The following is a 19,254-nucleotide window of genomic DNA, read 5'->3' as shown; positions in this document are numbered from 1 at the left end:
ATGAAGTATAAAGAGAACATGAAAGGAAGGAAGAAATGAAGCTTAGTATTTTAGATCAATCGCCCATTTCATCTGGCCAAACGGCACAACAAGCTTTACATGATTCACTACTTCTAGCGCAGGAAGGTGATAGACTGGGATACAACAGAATTTGGTTGACGGAACATCACGATTTACCAGGTTTGGCCTGTGCTACACCCGAGGTGATGCTTAGTTACATTGGTACTCAAACGAAGAACATTAGAATTGGGGCAGGTGCTGTTTTACTGCCACATTATAAGCCATATCGAGTGGCTGAAACATTCAACATGCTGGCCACACTTTTCCCAGGGAGGGTCGATCTTGGGATTGGACGTGCCCCAGGTGGTTCTGCAGAAGCAACGATGGCACTGTCAGATAATTATTTGCAAAATGTCTACAAAATGCCAGAGCTAGTACAGGAATTGCTACATTTTCTGAGAGGGGATTTTCCGGAGAATCACCAGTTTTCTAATGTTGCGGCTGCACCTGTCCCAGAGACTTTACCGGAACCATGGATTCTTGGCACAAGTGAAAAAAGTGCGAAGCTTGCTGCGGAGAATGGTGTTGCGTACGCATTCGGCGAGTTCATGAGCCAAAATGATGGTGTGAAAAGTTTACAGCATTATCGCAGCCACTTTCAACCAAAAGGGAACCTTTTGTCCCCGAAAACGATCTTAACGGTATCTGTAATTTGTGCAGAAGATGAACAAAAAGCAAAAGAAATTGCATTGAGCAATACTTTATGGAGAATTCAAAGCGATAAAGGGGAAAGTAGTATGGTTCCTAGTATAGAAGAGGCTAGCGAATATGTATGGACGGATAGGGAAAAAGAATGGAAGAGGAAAATAGATGAAAAGATGATTGTTGGTTCTCCATCACAAGTCAAGCGTCGCCTTTTGGACCTAAAGGAGCAATATCAAGCGGATGAAATCATGATTATCACGATCACACATCTATTGGAAGACCGCTTGAACTCGTTCCGTTTGATTGCCAAGGAGCTTTTTGGAAAGTAAGTATAAGCAATTCATGTGCAATTTCCCTGCATTTTCTATATGATGGCTTTGCGACCATTCATTTTAAAAAGAGAAAGAAGTTGAATATATGAATTATGACACATCAACAAAAAAACTGAGTGATATTTCTTTTTCCGTATTGGACTTAGCCTCCATTATTGAAGGCGGTACAGTATCTGCAGCATTTCATAATACCGTAAACTTAGCCCAGCACGCAGAAGAATGGGGATATCGCCGCTTCTGGGTGGCTGAGCATCATAGCATGCCCGGCATCGCAAGCTCTGCGACTTCCGTGCTAATCGGCCATGTCGCTGGCAAGACGGAGAGAATCCGGGTCGGTTCAGGGGGGATCATGCTTCCGAACCATGCTCCTCTTGTTATTGCGGAACAGTTTGGTACACTTGAGGCAATGTATCCGGGCAGAATAGATTTGGGTCTAGGAAGAGCTCCAGGAAGCGATCAGTATACTGCTATGGCTCTTCGCGGTGATGTCCGTAATAATGGACAGGATTTTCCGGAACAGTTGGAACAGCTTCGCAGCTATCTAAGTGCCGATTCCAAACATAATCGGGTCCGGGCTATACCTGGGGAAGGACAGGATATCCCTATTTGGCTACTCGGTTCAAGCGGATTCAGTGCAGCGCTATCGGCAAAACTTGGTCTGCCTTTCTCATTTGCCAGTCACTTTTCACCCGAAAACACTAAACCGGCATTAGCGCGATATCGGAATAATTTCCAACCTTCCGATGTACTTGATAAACCACATGCGATGGTAGGCATCAATGTATTTGCGGCAGACACTACTGAAGAAGCACACAAAATTGCGACCTCTTATCAACAACAATTCTTAAATTTAATTCGGAATACCCCTGGCCAAATGGCGCCGCCGGTCGATTCGATGGAGGGGCTCTGGACCGAATACGAAAAAGCGATCGTCATGAAGCAATTGAACGCATCAATCATCGGGAATCCGGAACAAGTCAAGGAACAATTACAGGCTTTCCTTGATGAAACACAGGCGGATGAAATGATTATAAACTCGGCGATTTATGATCACGGAGCCCGACTTCGTTCTTATGAAATCGTTGCCGAGATCACTGGAATGAAATGAGGGTTAAAAGAGCTTGCAGAAACACTGCAAGCTCTTTTTTAAAACTGGAAACGGGATATCTTTATTCACTAAAACTGAAGGAGCAAAACATGACCCAGGAAGTTCCAATATCATTATTGTTTCATTTTACAGATAAATATGGACATAAAAAGCCCATGTATTTTAATAAGCCGAAAAAGATTCTGATTGCCCATTCGATTGAAGAAGTGGTAATCAAATTCGATGAAGTACAGAAAGCGATTGATGAAGGATATTATGTAGCAGGTTATGTTTCTTATGAAGCCGCCCCAGCCTTTAATAACTGTTTGAAAGTAAAAGAGGGTGGAAACATGCCTTTATTATGGTTTGGGATTTTTGAAAGTCCGGGAGAATTCATAGAAGAAACGTTGGGTGCCTTTCATATGGCCGATTGGGATTCCGAAACCGATTCTAAATCCTATCATGCTGGATTTCAAAGGATTAAAGAAGAGATAGAGAGAGGTAACAGCTATCAGGTGAATTACACAATGCGTTTACGATCGAAGTTTGAAGGGGATGACTATGCATTTTATAATCGCCTTGTAAGAGCTCAACGTTCCAACTATAGTGCTTATTTAAATCTGGGAACATATCGGATTCTTTCCGCTTCTCCAGAGTTATTCTTTCGATGGGAAGATGGACAATTAATCACCCGTCCCATGAAGGGGACAGTAAAGCGGGCTGGAAATAGAGAGAGAGATTTGGAGAATGCCAAATGGTTAGCCAATTCCGAAAAAAATCAAGCCGAAAATTTAATGATTGTCGATTTGCTTAGAAATGACATGGGGATGGTATCGGAAAAAGGGACTGTTAAGGTATCTAAGCTTAAGGAAATCGAAAAATATCCGACAGTTTGGCAAATGACATCGACAATCACTGCAAGTACGAAGCCGGAAACGACTATTATTGATTTATTCAAGGCACTTTTCCCATGTGGATCGATAACGGGTGCACCGAAAATTAAAACAATGGAAATCATCGCTGAACTTGAGAATTCACCGCGTGAAATATATTGTGGCGCCATTGGCTACATCACTCCTAATCGGGAAGCAGTTTTCAATGTACCGATACGGACAGTAGTAATTGATAAGGAAACTGGTCAGGCTGCATATGGAGTCGGAGGGGGAATCACTTGGGACTCGGCTTCTTTGGAAGAATACGAGGAAGCCTTCTTGAAAGCAAAACTATTGACGGAAGAGCACCCGGCTTACCAGCTTTTAGAGTCAATCAGGCTTGAGAATGGCGAATATTCTTTATTGGAGGAACATATTGAAAGAGTGATACAATCTGCAGATTATTTTGGCTTCAGGCTCCCTGAAAAGACGCTTAGAAATCAACTAATAGAATACTCCTCCATACATACCGACACGTTAGAAAAGATTCGTGTGCTAGTTTCGGAAAATGGGGAAATTAGTGTCTCTGGGCAAGTAATTGATGGGGTAAATCCGGAAATATCAGTTATCGTAGCCGAAAGTCCGATTCATAGTGAAAATCCTTTTCTTCATCATAAAACTACGAATCGAGGCGTTTATGATGAATTTAAAAGAAGGTATCCTGACTTTCATGACGTATTGCTCTGGAATGAAAAAGGGGATGTCACGGAGTTCACGAACGGAAACATTGTCGTGAAAATCAATGGGGAACTCATCACTCCCCCTTTGGAATCAGGCTTGCTTGCAGGAACTTTTCGTCGAGAACTATTAAAGAGGAAAGAAATCCAGGAAAGGGTCATAAAAAAGGAAGAATTGGTTACTGCTGAGGAAATTTGGTTTATTAATAGTGTAAGAGGAAGGATTAAGGTTCAGCTTACCAATCAATAAAAACTCTATAACATTCATTATTTGGAGGGGTGTCATGAAAGAACATACAGTTGCGGGACTGACAAAAAAAGAATGGAAGGAAAATCCATTGCTTAAACAACTAATGGACACTGAAGAAACTTTCTGGTTAAATCCGAACTACACAAGCATGTTTGATCATCCAATTGTTCAAGCAGCAAAGGTGAAAGAGGCAGAAGAAAGATTGAATAGGTTTGCTCCGTATATTGCCATAGCCTTTCCGGAAACAAAACCCATGAATGGAATCATTGAATCTCCATTAGTCGAAATAGCTTCCATGAAGAGTCGAATGGAAAAAATCTATGAAATTGCCATCCCAGGTAAACTACTGCTTAAGTGTGACAGTCATTTACCGATCTCCGGTTCCATCAAGGCTCGAGGTGGCATATATGAGGTATTAAAACGGGCGGAAGAAATAGCGATGAAAGATCGGGGGTTTAAAGAAACCGATAACTATGAATTATTGGCCAGTGATGAATATAAAGAGTTATTTTCACACTATTCCATTGCTGTCGGGTCGACAGGGAATCTAGGTTTAAGCATTGGGATAATAAGTGCCCACCTTGGGTTTAAGGTAACCGTTCATATGTCAGCTGATGCCAAGCGGTGGAAAAAGGATAAACTCAGGTCGCTCGGTGTCATCGTAAAGGAATATGAAGAGGACTACAGTAAAGCCGTTGAGGAGGGGCGCAGACAGGCCTCTCTCGATCCCAGTTGTCATTTTATTGATGATGAAAATTCAGTCGATCTACTTTTTGGTTATGCAACGGCCGCAACACGGCTAAAAGAGCAATTGAATGAAAAGTCGATTATAGTTGACGAAGAACATCCTCTGTTCGTGTACTTACCTTGTGGTGTGGGTGGAGGCCCAGGAGGGATAACGTATGGGCTTAAACTGGCCTTTCAAAAAAATGTTCATTGCTTTTTCGCAGAGCCAACCCATTCACCATGTATGACGCTCGGGTTGGCAACAGGACTTCATGAAAAAGTTTCCGTGCAGGATTTTGGGGTGGATAATAAAACGGAAGCAGATGGCCTGGCAGTCGGTAGACCCTCCAAGTTGGTTTCGAATATGATGGACTCTATGTTGAGTGGAAGTTTCACGATTGGGGACGAAAGATTATTTGACTTCCTTCGAATGATGGCTAAAACGGAAGCTTATTATTTAGAGCCATCAGCCCTGGCAGGAGCATATGGACCGGTTCAAATATTCAGTAGGGAAGAAGGAGAAAAGTATATCATTAAGGAAGGATTGACAGGAAGGTTAAATCAGTCCACGCACATCATATGGGCTACAGGGGGAAGTATGGTCCCGAAAGAAATGATGGAAAGATACTTAACAAGAATGTAACAAAAAAAGAAGTTCAGTAACCATTCTGAACTTCTTTTTTTTTGTCGAATCCCCATGAAACCAGCAATAGTTGAATGGCTTTTTCCAGTTCCTTCTCAGGAATTCCTGCAAAACCAAGAATGATTTTGGGTGGACTTTCTTTCTTATGTTGAATGCTATAGGAAGATAGTCCGTAAATCTTAATATTAGCATTTGAAGCTCTTAGGATAAGATCCTCTTCATTCATACCATTTTTAACGATGAGGACGATGTGAAGTCCTGATCGCTCGCCAATTATCGTTATCTGCTGATGATGGGGTTTAAATAGTTCCAAAACCTTTTCCAACTTTCTACGATAAACTTTTCTCATTCGGTTTAAATGTTTCTCGAAATCTCCTTCTCTCATAAACTGTGTCAAAATATGTTGATCGATTCGGGAGACAGTTGAATGGTAAAAAGATAATTCCTCTTTATGTTTTTCTAGTAAAGCGAGAGGCAAAACCATATAGCTGACCCTAATAGAAGGAATCAATGATTTAGAAAATGATCCTAAATAAATCACTTTATCACCAGCATCCAAACTTTGTAGAGAGGGAATCGTTTTTCCACTATAACGAAATTCACTATCATAATCGTCTTCAATGATATAGCGGTTTTCCGTCTCTTGAGCCCAGTTCAACAAGCGAGTACGTCGGTTAACGGACAAAACCGTTCCATAGGGAAAGTGATGAGAAGGGGTTATATAAAGGACGTCAATATTGGATTGATCGATTCTATCCACCTTCACGCCTTCTTCATCCACTTCTAGTGGATACACATCATTTGGATAGCCTTTCAGAAGCCGTAAAATTAAATGGTATCCGGGGTCTTCGACACCATATACTGTTTTTTTATCAAACAGTAGTATCAGTTGTTGCAGTATAATCTCCAGCCCTGCACCGATAATGATTTGCTCGGGCACACACCGGACTCCGCGAGAATGGTACAGGTAATGGGCAATTTCACAACGTAACTCATATTCGCCTTGAGGGTCTCCTAGTAAAAGGAGTTCTTGATTTGATATGTCTATAGTGTTTTTTGTATATTTACGCCATTTTTCAAAAGGAAAATTTTCTGTATCTATCTGGCTGGGGTGAAAATGAAACAGGAAATCTTTCTTGTTATTGACCGTCTTTTCGACTGGAGCATTCACAGGTTGTGTGTATTCCAAATCCTCGGAAGTTTGAATGTAATACCCTTTTCTTGGGATGACTTCAACATAGCCTTCTGCACATAATTGCTCATATGCTGTCTCGACAGTATTTTGACTGATGTGGAGAAATTCCGCTAGTTTCCGTTTTGAAGGCAACTTTGTACCAAAAGGGAGCCGGCCATTTACAATTTCCGTTTTTATGTGTGAATATAACTGTTCATATAATGGCACTTCATCCATACGGTTTAAATTACATGCTAGCATATCCATTTTTTTTACCGACCTTTTCGTGGTTTCTATCTGACCCTATCATTTTCATTAAAACTGACACTTTCAATGTGGTCAACTATTTCTTATACTAATGAACAAATCTTAATTATGCAAATATTAGGGGGAAGAAGAATGGAAAAGCTTGTAGGAACCGACACAGTCAAAAGAGGAATGGCGCAGATGCAAAAGGGTGGCGTAATCATGGATGTCATAAATGCAGAGCAAGCAAGAATTGCTGAAGCGGCGGGGGCGGTGGCTGTCATGGCTCTTGAGAGGGTACCATCAGATATTCGTGCTGCAGGCGGTGTGGCAAGGATGGCCGATCCAAGGATCGTGGAGGAAGTGATGAAAGCTGTTTCGATCCCAGTGATGGCTAAAGCAAGGATCGGTCATATTGTGGAAGCGAGAATCTTGGAATCCATGGGAGTGGATTACATTGATGAAAGTGAAGTACTGACTCCAGCCGATGAAGAATATCATATTTTGAAAAGCGATTATATAGTACCTTTTGTATGTGGTTGCCGGGATTTAGGGGAAGCCTCCCGACGTATCGGCGAAGGGGCCTCGATGCTTCGGACGAAGGGAGAACCTGGGACAGGGAACATTGTGGAAGCTGTACGGCATATGAGAAAAGTTCAATCTCAAATTCGTAAAGTATGCATGCTGAGCGAGGATGAATTAATGACTGAAGCAAAAAATATTGGTGCTTCTTATGAAGTTCTGAAGGAAATCCGGCGCACAGGGAAATTACCTGTAGTAAACTTTGCAGCAGGTGGAATTGCGACTCCTGCAGATGCCGCCCTGATGATGGAACTTGGGGCAGACGGTGTATTTGTGGGCTCAGGAATCTTCAAATCGGAAAATCCCGATAGATTCGCTGCTGCCATCGTACAAGCAACTACATACTTCACCGATTATGATTTAATAGGCAAGTTGTCTAAAGAATTGGGAAGCGCGATGAAAGGAATTGATATTTCTAAGTTGGCCCCAGCTGAGAGAATGCAGGAGCGTGGATGGTAAACATGGTAACCATAGGTGTTTTAGGTTTGCAGGGTGCTGTAGATGAACATATGAACCAAATCAAGGAAGCCAGTGAGCATGCGATATTAGTTAAGAACCCAGAACAGTTAAAGGATATCGATGGCCTAATCATTCCGGGTGGAGAAAGCACCACTATGAGAAAACTAATGGACCATTATGGTTTCATGGAGCCGATTACGGCATTTTTCGAACAAAAAAAACCGATTTTCGGTACTTGCGCAGGGATGGTATTAGTGGCAAAGGAAATGGTTAGTTTGGAACATCCCCATCTTGGTTTTATCAATATTACAGTGAATAGAAATGGTTTTGGTCGTCAGAGGGAAAGTTTTCAAGCACCCCTTATAGTTCAAGGAATGGAAGAACCTTTCATGGGTGTCTTTATCAGAGCACCTTTTGCCGTTGGCGTAGGTGAAGATGTGGAGATATTAGCAAGTTATGACGGGAAAGTAGTGGCGGCTAGACAAGAACAGGTTCTTGTCAGTTCGTTTCATCCAGAACTGACCGGTGATCAACGATTTATACAACTTTTTTTAAAAATGGTGAAAGACTCAATCAATAGAGTTGAAAAGCTTTAAAAATCCTGCCCTAACGGGGCAGGATTTTTAGTCAATGGCATAATACAATTCTTATTAGTGTTTCAAAAATATAAATTCCAATCAAGTTACTTGACTTTTATTTTTCTGATAATTAAGATAATTAATTGAAGTTGCTTAACTGGAAAGGACCCAGATCCTTTGCAGATTTTACATACAGGAGGAATATATATGAGCGAAATTATAATTTTATCAGGCAGCCCTGCTATACCATCAAGAACAGATATTTCATTAAAATATATCCAAACGTTGGTGGAAAAAGAAGGATTTACAACGGACTATCATTCTATTACCGAGTTTTCTGCAAACGACTTATTCCAAGGTCGTTATGATAGCGAGGATATTCTAAGACTTTCAGAAAAGATTAAGCAAGCTACTGGTATCATTATTGGTTCACCTGTCTATAAGGCATCTTATACAGGAGTGTTGAAAGCTCTAATTGATTTATTACCCGAGGGCGCGTTTAAGGATAAGCCAGTTTTGCCCATAATGGTTGGGGGAAGCAACAGGCATTTATTGGCTATAGATTATGCGCTGAAACCTCTTATATCAATATTAAAAGGGGAACCGATGCAGGGGTTATACTTTGTGGATAAAGAAATCGATAAGCAGAATCCAAAACATCCGATTAAGGAAATGGAATTACTTGATCGTACAAAGAGTCAAGTAAAGGAATTTGTAGAAGCCATACAAAAAAGAAGAAATTGATGATTTCTTCTTTTTATCTTGACCCTTCCCATCAACGAGTTAAGTTATAGGCTACTTTAAAGGTTTATTCAAGCTTGTTCAGGATGAATGAACCTTTTTTACTGGCTTAACAAATCACTGTAACAAACTTGAACTATTTGTGTATAATAATTGAAGTTAAACCAAAATATTAAACCAAGTTAATTTATATGAAAACTCCATTGACAATGATTTGATATGTGTTAATATTTAAAATAATAAAACTTATCAAGAGCGACGGAGGGATTTGGCCCTTTGAAGTCCAGCAACCTGCATCATGAATGCAAGGTGCTACATCCAACAAAATGTCATCATTTTGGAAGATAAGGTAAATAAGATTACCTTATCAATCTTTCCATCTTGGCATGGAAGGATTTTTCTGATTGATTTTATTAATTTGGGGGAATTCATTTACAAGCTGATCATCTTACGACAAGCTAGTCGACGAGTTTTCTTAAAGGAGGAATAGCCTTGGAAAAGGAAAATCAGCTGGGGGAAATATTTGAAAGGCTGCAAGAAATGCTAAAAACTATGAAATATGGATCCATAACCCTTATCGTTCAGGACGGTAAGGTTATACAAATGGAAAGAAACGAAAAATTGAGAATTAAATAAATGGACTGCTGACTAGAAAACTAGAGGTGGATTTAGCTGATATAAATAGGAAACTATTGGTTAAAGCCGCCTTTTTCATTATAAGAAATGGTGTTTCAAAGGCTTTCAAAGATATCTGCTGTACCATAGGGTGATTCTTAAAAGGGGGTATAGAGTTGGCAGAGCTAGTGGACTATGAAAATATTGATACAGCAACATTACCTTCGTTCCCGGAAGATAGCGATACAAAAGGCGCTTTAGAAGTATTGGAATGGGCAAATTCAGAGTACGGAGATAAACTCATTTATGCCTGTAGTTTTGGGATTGAAGGAATTGTACTGACAGATTTGCTGGCAAAGGTTAATCCTTCCGCCAAAATCGTATTCTTGGATACGGATGTTCATTTCGCTGAGACTTACCAATTAATCGAACAAGTGAAAAATCGTTACCCACGGCTTTCCATTGTAATGAAGAAACCGGAAATGACATTGGAAGAACAAGCCGCTGAATTTGGTGATGAATTATGGCTTCATGACTCAAATCAATGCTGTAACATCCGCAAAATTACGCCGCTCACTGAAGTATTATCAACAGCGACGGCTTGGCTCTCGGGACTGCGCAGGGAGCAATCGGAAACCCGTGCATTGACTGAATATATAAACAAGGACAACAAATTCAAATCTATCAAAATTTGTCCGCTCATTCATTGGACATGGAAAGATGTATGGCGTTATGCGCATAAAAATGGCTTACCATATAATGTACTTCATGATAATGGATATCCAAGTATTGGCTGTAAAACATGTACAGCACCTGCCATTAATGCTGATGATCTTCGTTCAGGACGATGGCAAGGTGCCCAAAAAACAGAATGCGGATTACATTTATCATAATTATAAAAAATTCAGGGGGAAATCAGCATGACCATTAGCTTGCCGCACGGAGGAACATTAATCAATCGCTTTGAACCAGACTATGATTTAACTAAAATAGAACAATCCGTTGAAATTGATGAAATCTCATTAAGCGACTTGGAACTTATAGGGACTGGAGCATACAGCCCCATTGAGGGATTCTTTTCAAAAGAAGACTATCAAACAGTAGTAAAGGATATGAGGCTTAGCAGCGGGCATGTCTGGAGTATTCCTATTACATTACCACTTTCCGCTGATGTGGCAAACGCTCTTACAATCGGAGAAGAAGTAAAGTTAACTCATGAGGGCCAAACTTATGGAGTCCTTGCCGTTTCCGATATATTTACACCTGATAAGCAAGTGGAGGCAACTTTAGTTTATCAAACGGATGAAGAGAATCACCCAGGTGTAAAAAATCTATATAATCGTGGCGATGTATATGTAGGTGGTAAAATCAAGCTTATTAAACGGATCGAGCGTCCATTATTCGAGGATCATTATTTAGACCCAGTTGATACCCGAAAAACATTTGAAGAAAAAGGGTGGAAAACGGTTGTCGGTTTCCAAACAAGAAACCCCGTTCACCGTGCCCATGAATATATTCAAAAAACAGCATTGGAGATAGTGGATGGATTATTCTTAAACCCATTAGTTGGTGCCACGAAGTCCGATGACATTCCTGCTGACGTTCGGATGGAAAGCTATAAAGTATTACTTGAAAAGTATTATCCAAAGGACCGTGTCTCACTTGCGGTATTCCCAGCAGCCATGCGATATGCAGGACCTAGAGAAGCGATTTTTCATGCAATGGTTCGTAAAAACTACGGTTGTACTCACTTCATTGTCGGACGCGACCATGCAGGTGTGGGCGATTATTACGGTACGTATGACGCACAAAAAATCTTCGGGAACTTCACTTCTGATGAGTTAGGGATAACATTATTATTCTTTGAACATAGCTTCTATTGTAAAACATGTGGGAATATGGCTTCTGCAAAAACATGTCCGCATGGTAAAGAAGATCACGTCATCCTCTCTGGGACGAAGGTTAGGGAAATGTTACGGAATGGGGAAATTCCACCAGCGACTTTCAGCCGCAAAGAAGTAATCGAAGTATTGATAGAAGGGCTTAAGAAGAACGAGGTATATAACTAATTATTGTAAGTTTTAGAAGGAGGATCCTCATGAGTAAAAGTACTAATGTAACTTGGCATGATGCATCGGTAACGAAGGAACTTAGACGGAAGCAAAACGGTCATGAGAGCACGGTGATATGGTTTACCGGGCTTTCAGGTTCTGGGAAATCAACGATCGCCAATGCTGTTGCAAAAGAGTTGTATAATCGGAATATCCGAAATTATGTTTTGGATGGGGATAATATCCGTCATGGACTTAACAAGGATTTAGGCTTCTCAGAAAAAGATCGCACAGAAAATATTAGACGGATTGGAGAGGTATCCAAGCTCTTCGTGGACAGTGGTCAATTCGTATTAACGGCATTTATATCACCTTTTCGTGCAGATCGTCAAATTGTTCGGGACCTGCTTGGAGAAGGCGAGTTTATTGAAGTGTACATAAAATGTCCACTTGAAGAATGTGAAGTCCGTGATCCAAAAGGCCTTTACGACAAGGCGCGTAAAGGTATCATTAAAAATTTCACTGGAATCGATTCTCCATATGAAGAACCGGAACATCCGGAAATCGTATTGGAATCCAGTCAGTTTAGTGTAGAAGAGTGCGTCGAACAGGTTATAGACTATTTGACAACAAAGAGAGCGATTTAACCTAGGGGGAAAAGAAATGGTGTACGAGAAGATTTGGGCGGACAATCCAGCGCTTGCCAAAAACAAAATGGAAATTCGGAAACTGGAAAAAGATGCTTTGAAGATTTTTGACGATATTCCTCATTACGCGGCAAATGGATTCGACTCCATCCCTAAAGAAGAATGGGATGTGTTCAAATGGGCAGGTCTTTACTTACAACGTCCTAAAGAAGCTGGTTATTGGATGATGCGTGTTGTGATTCCAGGAGGGATTCTCACATACGACCAACAGATCACCCTTGCAAATATTGCTAAGGATTATGGCCGCGATGTCTATGACATCACTACACGGCAAGCTATACAATTTCATTGGTTGACGATAGAGCAGGTCCCTGATATATTAAATCGTCTAGATCAGGTAGGATTGACAACAGCGGGTGCTTGCGGAGACATAACACGGAATATTATCGGCAACGCTCTAGCTGGAATCGATCCAGATGAGTTATTCGATACGCGGGAAGTCCTTACGGATGTATTTGAATACTTCAGAATGAATGAAGACTTTTCGAACCTTCCACGTAAATATAAAATGTCAGTCAGTGCTAATATACATAATGCTTCAAACGCCGAAATCAATTGCGTTTCCTTTAATCCGGCAACAAAGGTCATAGATGGGAAAGAAGAAGTCGGCTTTCATGTGAAAGTTGGTGGGGGTCTATCCTCAGTCCCTATGCTGGCACAAGAACTGGATTTATTCGTTTTACCTGAGAAAACGGTAGAAGTGGCTGCAGCGATCACAACGATTTTTCGTGATTTCGGATACCGGGAAAAACGCCACCGTTCACGTTTGAAGTTTCTTGTTGCTGATTGGGGCCCTGAACAATTCACGGAAAAAGTACTGGAATACACTGGGCCGCTACCTGACAAGGGAGAAAGTGCGTTGAAGGAATGGAATGCTGGTTATTTTTACGGCATACATAAACAAAAACAGGAAGGACTCAACTATGTGGGTGTCAATATCCCAGTTGGTCGACTAACGCCCGAAGAGGTTATCGAGTTCGCCGAAATAGCTAAAAGATATGGAAATGGGGAAATCAGGAATTGTAATTCACAAAACCTGATTATTCCGAATGTATCGGATGGAAATCTGGAAGCCTTAAAACAGGAAACAATCTTTGAAAGATTTCCATACGAGCCCAAGAAATTTCTCGGTTACTCCGTTTCCTGTACAGGTATAGAATATTGTAACCTAGCACTTGTTGAAACGAAAAACAGGATGAAAACCATTGCCGAAACATTGGATAAGGAAATTGATCTAGATGTACCGGTAAGGCTGCATATGGTTGGCTGCCCTAATAACTGTGGCCAGCGAGCGATTGCTGATATAGGATTACAAGGGATAAAAATGAAAAACCAAGATAAAAAGATGGTTGAGGCTTTCGAAATATACGTGGGCGGAACATTAAATGCTGGCGGAAAATTCAATGAAAAACTAAAAGGAAAAGTGGAAGCGGGACAACTTTATCATGTCTTGAAAGAGCTAATTCTTTATTTTAAAGACAAAAAACTTCCCTCGGAAAGTTTTCTTGAATTTGTTGAACGGGTTGGAACGTCGGAATTACAGAATAAACTGGATAATGTCTTAGCGAGCATGATTGCTGTTTAAAAAGAGGTAAAAAAATGATGAATCTTTATCGCTTTGAAGTTACAATTAAGAATGAATTATGTCATGTCGTCATTGTTGCAGATTCAGATGAAATGGCTTTCCAGCTTGTCGATATCGAGCTGGAAAAACGGTTTTTGAAAATGCCGATGGTTAATGACGTATCATTATATGAAAAGAAACAAATTAAAAATGGAGCAGGTTTCGTTTTATCGAATTTCGAAACAGTACTCTGAGGAAAGGCGGATTGCAAAATGGGGAAAGTATATCTAGTAGGAGCCGGTCCCGGAGATCCAGATTTAATTACAGTAAAAGGGTTAAGATGTATTCAGGAAGCTGATGTTATTTTATATGACCGCCTTGTAAACAAAGAGTTGTTGACTCATGCCAAAGATGGCGTAGAATTGATTAATTGTGGAAAACTGCCGGATTACCATCTCTTGCAACAAGAAACAATCAATCGTTTTCTCGTCAAATATGCAAAAAAGGGTAAGGTGGTCACCCGATTAAAGGGCGGAGATCCCTTTGTGTTCGGTAGAGGCGGAGAGGAAGCAGAGGCTCTTGTCGAAAATGGAATACGCTTTGAAATAGTACCGGGCATTACAGCTGGCATAGCCGCATCGGCCTATGCAGGTATTCCGGTTACCCATAGAGACCATGCATCATCATTTGCCATTGTAACCGGTCATCGTAAAAAGGGTGAAGACGATAACATCAAATGGGAATCGCTTGCTAAAGGCATCGATACATTGGCGATATACATGGGTATTAAGAACCTTCCGTATATTCAAGGAAAACTCTTGGAACATGGGAAAAGCCCAGACACACCTGTAGCATTAATCCATTGGGGGACATTGGATACACAAAAGACGGCTATCGGTACATTAGGCACTATACTAAAAACTGTCCAAAACGAAGGAATCTCAAATCCCTGTATGATCGTCGTTGGAGAAGTAGTTAACTTAAGTGGGAAAATTAATTGGTTCGAACCAAGGGAAGTCGAAAAGTTATTGGCTAACGAGGCCTTTTAATGGAAGCGATTCTTTACATATGTCATGGTAGTCGCGTTAAAGAGGCTTCCGCGCAAGCTATCGATTTTATTCGAATTTGTATGAAACGACACCCCAATGTTATTCAAGAGTATTGCTTTCTGGAATTGGAAAGCCCGACCATAGAAGAAGCATATGCAGCTTGTGTATACAGGGGAGCAACAAAAATTAAAGCGATCCCGATTCTCTTATTAACTGCTGCGCACGGTAAACATGATATTCCACAGGTTTTACGTAAAATGAAAAACCAATTTCCTGATGTGGAAATGAAATATGGTAGGCCAATAGGGGTCAGTGAGAGAATGGTGGATATCTTAGAGGAACGTTTGGTAGAAACAAAAGAAAAGATAACGGAAAATTCACTTGTTTTATTGGTTGGGCGGGGAAGCAGTGATCCTGATGTAAAAAGAGACTTAGGCCATATAGCCAATTCACTTCAAAACAGGATACCAAACACTAGAGTGAAGGACTGTTATTTGACAGCGGCGTCACCAAGCTTTGGAGAAGCACTGTTAAAAGCGAATTCGACTCCCGTAAACCAAATTTTCGTAATCCCTTATCTATTGTTTACTGGTCTTTTAATGCAATCGATGGAAAGGGCAATATCGGAAGTCCAGAGAAACAGCGACAAGAAATTTGTCCTTTGTCCTTATCTTGGCTATCATCCTAAGATTGAACAAGCAATATCAGATAGAATTCAGGAATTATCTGGGGAGAGTGCTTATGTATCCGATTACGCTTAATCTCGAAAATAAAAAGTGCGTCATTATCGGCGGCGGTAAAATAGCCTTTTTTAAAGCTAACCCTTTAATAAAAGCAGGAGCTATTGTCACTGTGATAAGTCCTGAGATTTGTGAAGGGTTCCAGCAACTTCAAGAACAAGGAGCCGTTCATGTTGTTCGTAAAGAGGTGGAAGCAGCGGATTATCAAGAAGCCTTTTTAATCATTGCCGCAACCAACTCATCCAAGGTTAATGAAGAAATCTACAAAAATGCTCATGAAAATCAACTCGTCAATGTCATCAGTAATCACGAGATGGCAAACTTCCACATTCCGGCAACTTTACATAGAGGAAAGCTTTCAATCAGTGTTTCCACAAATGGGGCAAGCCCTCAGCTAGCTAAACAGATCCGTAATGATTTACAGGAAGTATATGATGAATCGTATGAGGATTATCTCGAATTCCTATTCGAAGCAAGACAGCATATAAAAAGCAGTTCATTTTCAAAAACAGAAAAATCCAGGTTGTTAAAAAATTCAATCGACGTGTTGTATAAGCATTCCGTTAAGGAAAGATATCGTTTTTTAGTGAGTCTTATGCCAGTGGAAATTGATTAATAGAATGCGCTCATCAGAGAAAAGGAAGGCACCTTGCAATGATAATTTATCATTGCAAGGTGCCTCTTTTGACTATACATGAATGGTGTATGTAAGGTCAGTGTATTAATCTAGGAAAATGGGGAGGAAGTCATGGGAAAGTTCATCGTGTTAGCTTTCATCAGTTTTTCAAGAATGAATAGATGGTTCACTTGGAACGGTAATGGGAAAGTTCATCTTCACTCCAATTGATGTTTTGAATTACTCCAGCAGTTGCTTCAGTTTAGCATGTTATCCGTCCCTTATCAGAATTGGAACCACCGCTGTTTCAGTGGCCTCGTCTATCAACCTTGGTATTGTAGACAAGAATATGGTCTATTGCATGGTTTCCAGGGGAAATGAAATACATGCCTTTTTAGGCTGGAATCTATCACAAAACTGTCTTTAGCAAAAAAGCTAGGAACTTATTCAGCCTAAGCGAATTGGCTCTTAAACAACCATAGGGTTGTATTTTGCATTCCATGAAAATCTCATTCTAAAATTTAATCAGTTCATTTATACGAGGAATTTAGTTTCTTCCCTTTTAAGAAGTTTTCTTACTATAATAAGTCCAATCGGATGAGACAAGGTATCCATATACTATTGTTGAGGCTAAATAAGAAAGGGGTACATCAATGTCCATTTTTTCAAAAGACTCAACAGGCTCAAGTCTAGGCAAAGTTCTAGCACGGTTTCGGGCTGGCGATTCATTTTCATTAGAGATCATTCCCGGGTATATCTTCACAGTCAATAACAAGTTCAACGCTACACTCAAGAAAAAAAAGGAGAAAGAGTGTAAGCAAGATGAGACGTGTCAGGAACGAAAAAACAAACACGACAATAAAGAAAATGATTAAACCATTCCATGATTTATGTGTCAAGATTGACCAGTAATCTTCTTAAAGAATCAGTCATCTGAATGGATGGCTGTTTTTTTATAGGTCGATCTATAAAGAGTTTTGCCTTTTTAAGTCATCATGGATTTATTATCGAGATAAAAACATCTGAAAAGGTAGTTAAATATTTTACAGTTTTGTACAATAATATAAAAGAGATAACTTAACGTTATAAAAGGAGTTTTAAAATGTACAGCATACCCGATCACCTAGCGGAAAATTTGGATATCCTGTTTGTTGGCTTCAATCCTAGTATCCGTTCAGGACAGACAGGACATCATTATGCCAATCCAAATAATCGCTTCTGGAAGATTCTCTTCGAAGCTGGATTAACCGAAAGAAAATACGATCCTTCTGAAGACTTCGCTTTATTAGGGTTGGGTTTTGGATTTACTAATATTGTTTCTAGACCGACAAAAGGGGCTGCCGATATCACTAAAGAAGAATACAAAGAGGGAAGAAAACAACTACTTGCAAAGATAAAGCTTTTCAAGCCTAGGCTTGTTTGTTTCGTCGGTAAGGGAGTATATCAAGAGTATCGGCAGAAACGAGACGTACCATGGGGCTTACAGAAAGATCCTTTGTCGAAGGAAACGATGGAATTTGTAGCCCCATCTTCAAGCGGTTTGGTTAGGATGAGGATAGAGGATATTATTGAAATCTATCGAGAATTGCCGGAGCTTTTGAAGAAGTGAAAATACATAATAAGGGCGGAGACTTATGAGGCAGGATAGTTTGGGAGAAGAGCGTATCTATACAGATGTCAATGAAGGGCAAAGTTTCTGGGAAGGGGTGAAGGACTGTATCCCTACTTTACTGGGATATCTAAGTATCGGCTTTGCGGCTGGGGTAGTCGAAAAAACATCGGGCTTAAGCATGGTGGAAATTGCCCTTATTTCCCTCTTATTATATGCAGGATCCGGTCAATTTATAGCGTCAGGCATGATTGCGGCAAGTCATCCGATCTCTGCCATTGTTTTTACGATCTTTTTCATCAACAGCCGCCATCTTTTACTAAGTGCGGCATTGGCACCATATTTCCGTCATCAAACAACGAAGCAAAATATACTAACAGGTGCCTTGTTAACAGATGAGACTTTTGGCGTTGCCATTAATCATGCAAAGCTAAATAGAGCCATCAATTTTAAATGGATGTTAGGTCTGAATGTTGCCGCCTACTTTAATTGGTTCGTGGCAAACATGGCAGGGGGCTTTTTAGGGCAATGGATTCCCAATCCCGAGAAATATGGCATGGACTTTGCATTGCCTGCAATGTTTATTGGGCTTCTTGTTTTGCAGATTTTAAGCCATAAAAAGTATTTTCTTGACTGTTTGGTAGCTCTCAGTGCCATCATAATTGTAGTGGCTTCAAGCTTTGTTTTTTCTGGAAGCACAGGTGTCATCGTTGCAACAATATTAGCATCAACCATAGGGGTGGTGATTGAAAGGTGGAAATAAACGCATATATTTTCTATGTGATCTTAGGGGCCGCCATCGTTACTGTCATCCCTAGAGTCTTACCATTAGTGTTACTTAGCAAAATGCATATTCCTGAGTGGGGCATCAATTGGCTGAAACATGTTCCTGTTGCTGTCATGGCTGCCCTACTTGCTCAGGAACTTTTTTTAGTGGACCAATCGTTTTCTATAAGGGAAAATTTATTGAGCCTAGCTGCTGCACTGCCTACATTTGCAATAGCCATTTTCACACGAAGCTTACTAATTACCGTACTTGGAGGAGTTCTTTCATTAATGGCATTAAGAATATTCTTTTAAAAAAGTTTTAATAAGTACTAACTTTTTAGTGAATGAGTCGATATAACTAGTGAGGTTCGCCTCACTGGTTTTTTTGGTGCGTGATAATTGG

21 protein-coding genes and 1 riboswitch are annotated in these 19,254 nt (G+C 40.4%); of the genes, 20 read left to right on the top strand and 1 reads right to left on the bottom strand.

Going from position 1 to position 19,254, the window contains the following annotated elements; all coding sequences use genetic code 11:
* Nucleotides 1-35 precede the first annotated feature (35 nt).
* The 4 genes from ACQKIC_RS11340 (at nt 36) to ACQKIC_RS11325 (ending at nt 5,352) form a co-directional block, all read left to right on the top strand.
* Nucleotides 36-1,034, top strand: a complete 999-nt coding sequence (locus tag ACQKIC_RS11340) for an LLM class flavin-dependent oxidoreductase (protein ID WP_402988565.1) — start codon at nt 36-38, stop codon at nt 1,032-1,034.
* 88 nt (nt 1,035-1,122) lie between these two features.
* Nucleotides 1,123-2,145, top strand: a complete 1,023-nt coding sequence (locus ACQKIC_RS11335) for an LLM class flavin-dependent oxidoreductase (protein WP_402988568.1) — start codon at nt 1,123-1,125, stop codon at nt 2,143-2,145.
* Between the two features lie 89 nt (nt 2,146-2,234).
* Nucleotides 2,235-3,983 carry an aminodeoxychorismate synthase component I gene (gene pabB / locus ACQKIC_RS11330; RefSeq protein ID WP_402988571.1) on the top strand — a complete coding sequence of 583 codons (1,749 nt, stop codon included), beginning with the start codon at nt 2,235-2,237 and terminating at the stop codon, nt 3,981-3,983.
* Between the two features lie 34 nt (nt 3,984-4,017).
* On the top strand, nt 4,018-5,352 hold the full coding sequence (locus ACQKIC_RS11325; RefSeq protein ID WP_402988574.1) for a D-serine ammonia-lyase: 1,335 nt from the start codon (nt 4,018-4,020) through the stop codon (nt 5,350-5,352).
* Nucleotides 5,353-5,365: 13 nt separating this feature from the next.
* On the opposite strand, the gene ACQKIC_RS11320 is transcribed toward ACQKIC_RS11325, so the two are convergent.
* On the bottom strand, nt 5,366-6,793 hold the full coding sequence (locus ACQKIC_RS11320) for a PLP-dependent aminotransferase family protein (RefSeq protein WP_427591248.1): 1,428 nt from the start codon (nt 6,791-6,793) through the stop codon (nt 5,366-5,368).
* A 132-nt stretch (nt 6,794-6,925) separates the two neighbouring features.
* On the opposite strand from ACQKIC_RS11320, the gene pdxS reads away from it, so the two are divergent.
* From pdxS to ACQKIC_RS11240, 16 genes are all read left to right on the top strand, one after another.
* Complete coding sequence (pdxS, locus tag ACQKIC_RS11315) at nt 6,926-7,813, top strand: pyridoxal 5'-phosphate synthase lyase subunit PdxS (protein ID WP_402868597.1); 888 nt, start codon at nt 6,926-6,928, stop codon at nt 7,811-7,813.
* Nucleotides 7,814-7,815: 2 nt separating this feature from the next.
* Entirely contained in the window at nt 7,816-8,409 is a 594-nt protein-coding gene (gene pdxT / locus ACQKIC_RS11310; protein WP_427591249.1) for a pyridoxal 5'-phosphate synthase glutaminase subunit PdxT, read from the top strand.
* A gap of 189 nt (nt 8,410-8,598) precedes the next feature.
* Entirely contained in the window at nt 8,599-9,135 is a 537-nt protein-coding gene (ssuE, locus tag ACQKIC_RS11305) for an NADPH-dependent FMN reductase (RefSeq protein ID WP_427591250.1), read from the top strand.
* A 240-nt stretch (nt 9,136-9,375) separates the two neighbouring features.
* A riboswitch (SAM riboswitch) is annotated at nt 9,376-9,483 on the top strand.
* A gap of 168 nt (nt 9,484-9,651) precedes the next feature.
* Nucleotides 9,652-9,768, top strand: a complete 117-nt coding sequence (locus tag ACQKIC_RS11300) for a YezD family protein (RefSeq protein WP_402873240.1) — start codon at nt 9,652-9,654, stop codon at nt 9,766-9,768.
* Between the two features lie 167 nt (nt 9,769-9,935).
* Nucleotides 9,936-10,640 (top strand): phosphoadenylyl-sulfate reductase, encoded by a 705-nt coding sequence (locus tag ACQKIC_RS11295; RefSeq protein WP_402873237.1) that lies wholly within the window; start codon nt 9,936-9,938, stop codon nt 10,638-10,640.
* A 27-nt stretch (nt 10,641-10,667) separates the two neighbouring features.
* Nucleotides 10,668-11,816, top strand: coding sequence for a sulfate adenylyltransferase (gene sat, locus ACQKIC_RS11290; protein ID WP_427591251.1), 1,149 nt, complete (start codon nt 10,668-10,670; stop codon nt 11,814-11,816).
* 29 nt (nt 11,817-11,845) lie between these two features.
* Nucleotides 11,846-12,445, top strand: a complete 600-nt coding sequence (gene cysC / locus ACQKIC_RS11285) for an adenylyl-sulfate kinase (RefSeq protein ID WP_402958809.1) — start codon at nt 11,846-11,848, stop codon at nt 12,443-12,445.
* A gap of 16 nt (nt 12,446-12,461) precedes the next feature.
* The gene (locus tag ACQKIC_RS11280) at nt 12,462-14,090 is read left to right on the top strand and encodes a nitrite/sulfite reductase (RefSeq protein ID WP_407406887.1); all 1,629 of its coding nucleotides are present in this window, start codon (nt 12,462-12,464) and stop codon (nt 14,088-14,090) included.
* A gap of 14 nt (nt 14,091-14,104) precedes the next feature.
* Nucleotides 14,105-14,323 carry a DUF3906 family protein gene (locus ACQKIC_RS11275; protein ID WP_427591252.1) on the top strand — a complete coding sequence of 73 codons (219 nt, stop codon included), beginning with the start codon at nt 14,105-14,107 and terminating at the stop codon, nt 14,321-14,323.
* A gap of 18 nt (nt 14,324-14,341) precedes the next feature.
* Nucleotides 14,342-15,118 (top strand): uroporphyrinogen-III C-methyltransferase, encoded by a 777-nt coding sequence (cobA, locus tag ACQKIC_RS11270; protein ID WP_402873141.1) that lies wholly within the window; start codon nt 14,342-14,344, stop codon nt 15,116-15,118.
* Nucleotides 15,118-15,879, top strand: coding sequence for a sirohydrochlorin chelatase (locus ACQKIC_RS11265; RefSeq protein ID WP_427591253.1), 762 nt, complete (start codon nt 15,118-15,120; stop codon nt 15,877-15,879). The genes cobA and ACQKIC_RS11265 overlap by 1 nt, the downstream gene beginning before the upstream one ends.
* Nucleotides 15,860-16,474, top strand: coding sequence for an NAD(P)-binding protein (locus ACQKIC_RS11260; protein ID WP_402873135.1), 615 nt, complete (start codon nt 15,860-15,862; stop codon nt 16,472-16,474). The genes ACQKIC_RS11265 and ACQKIC_RS11260 overlap by 20 nt, the downstream gene beginning before the upstream one ends.
* A 653-nt stretch (nt 16,475-17,127) precedes the next feature.
* The gene (locus ACQKIC_RS11255) at nt 17,128-17,349 is read left to right on the top strand and encodes a hypothetical protein (protein WP_427591254.1); all 222 of its coding nucleotides are present in this window, start codon (nt 17,128-17,130) and stop codon (nt 17,347-17,349) included.
* A 227-nt stretch (nt 17,350-17,576) separates the two neighbouring features.
* Entirely contained in the window at nt 17,577-18,083 is a 507-nt protein-coding gene (locus tag ACQKIC_RS11250; protein WP_427591255.1) for a mismatch-specific DNA-glycosylase, read from the top strand.
* A gap of 25 nt (nt 18,084-18,108) precedes the next feature.
* A complete protein-coding gene (locus ACQKIC_RS11245) occupies nt 18,109-18,846 on the top strand; it encodes an AzlC family ABC transporter permease (protein ID WP_402988600.1) in 738 nt (245 codons plus the stop codon).
* Complete coding sequence (locus tag ACQKIC_RS11240; protein ID WP_427591256.1) at nt 18,837-19,163, top strand: AzlD domain-containing protein; 327 nt, start codon at nt 18,837-18,839, stop codon at nt 19,161-19,163. Before ACQKIC_RS11245 ends, ACQKIC_RS11240 begins: the two co-directional genes overlap by 10 nt.
* Nucleotides 19,164-19,254: the final 91 nt, after the last annotated feature.

It is taken from the genome of Peribacillus sp. NPDC046944 (assembly GCF_050272735.1).
Taxonomy (GTDB): domain Bacteria; phylum Bacillota; class Bacilli; order Bacillales; family DSM-1321; genus Peribacillus.
Note: the sequence above shows the minus strand (reverse complement) of the source record. Positions and strands in the feature narration are given on the sequence as shown.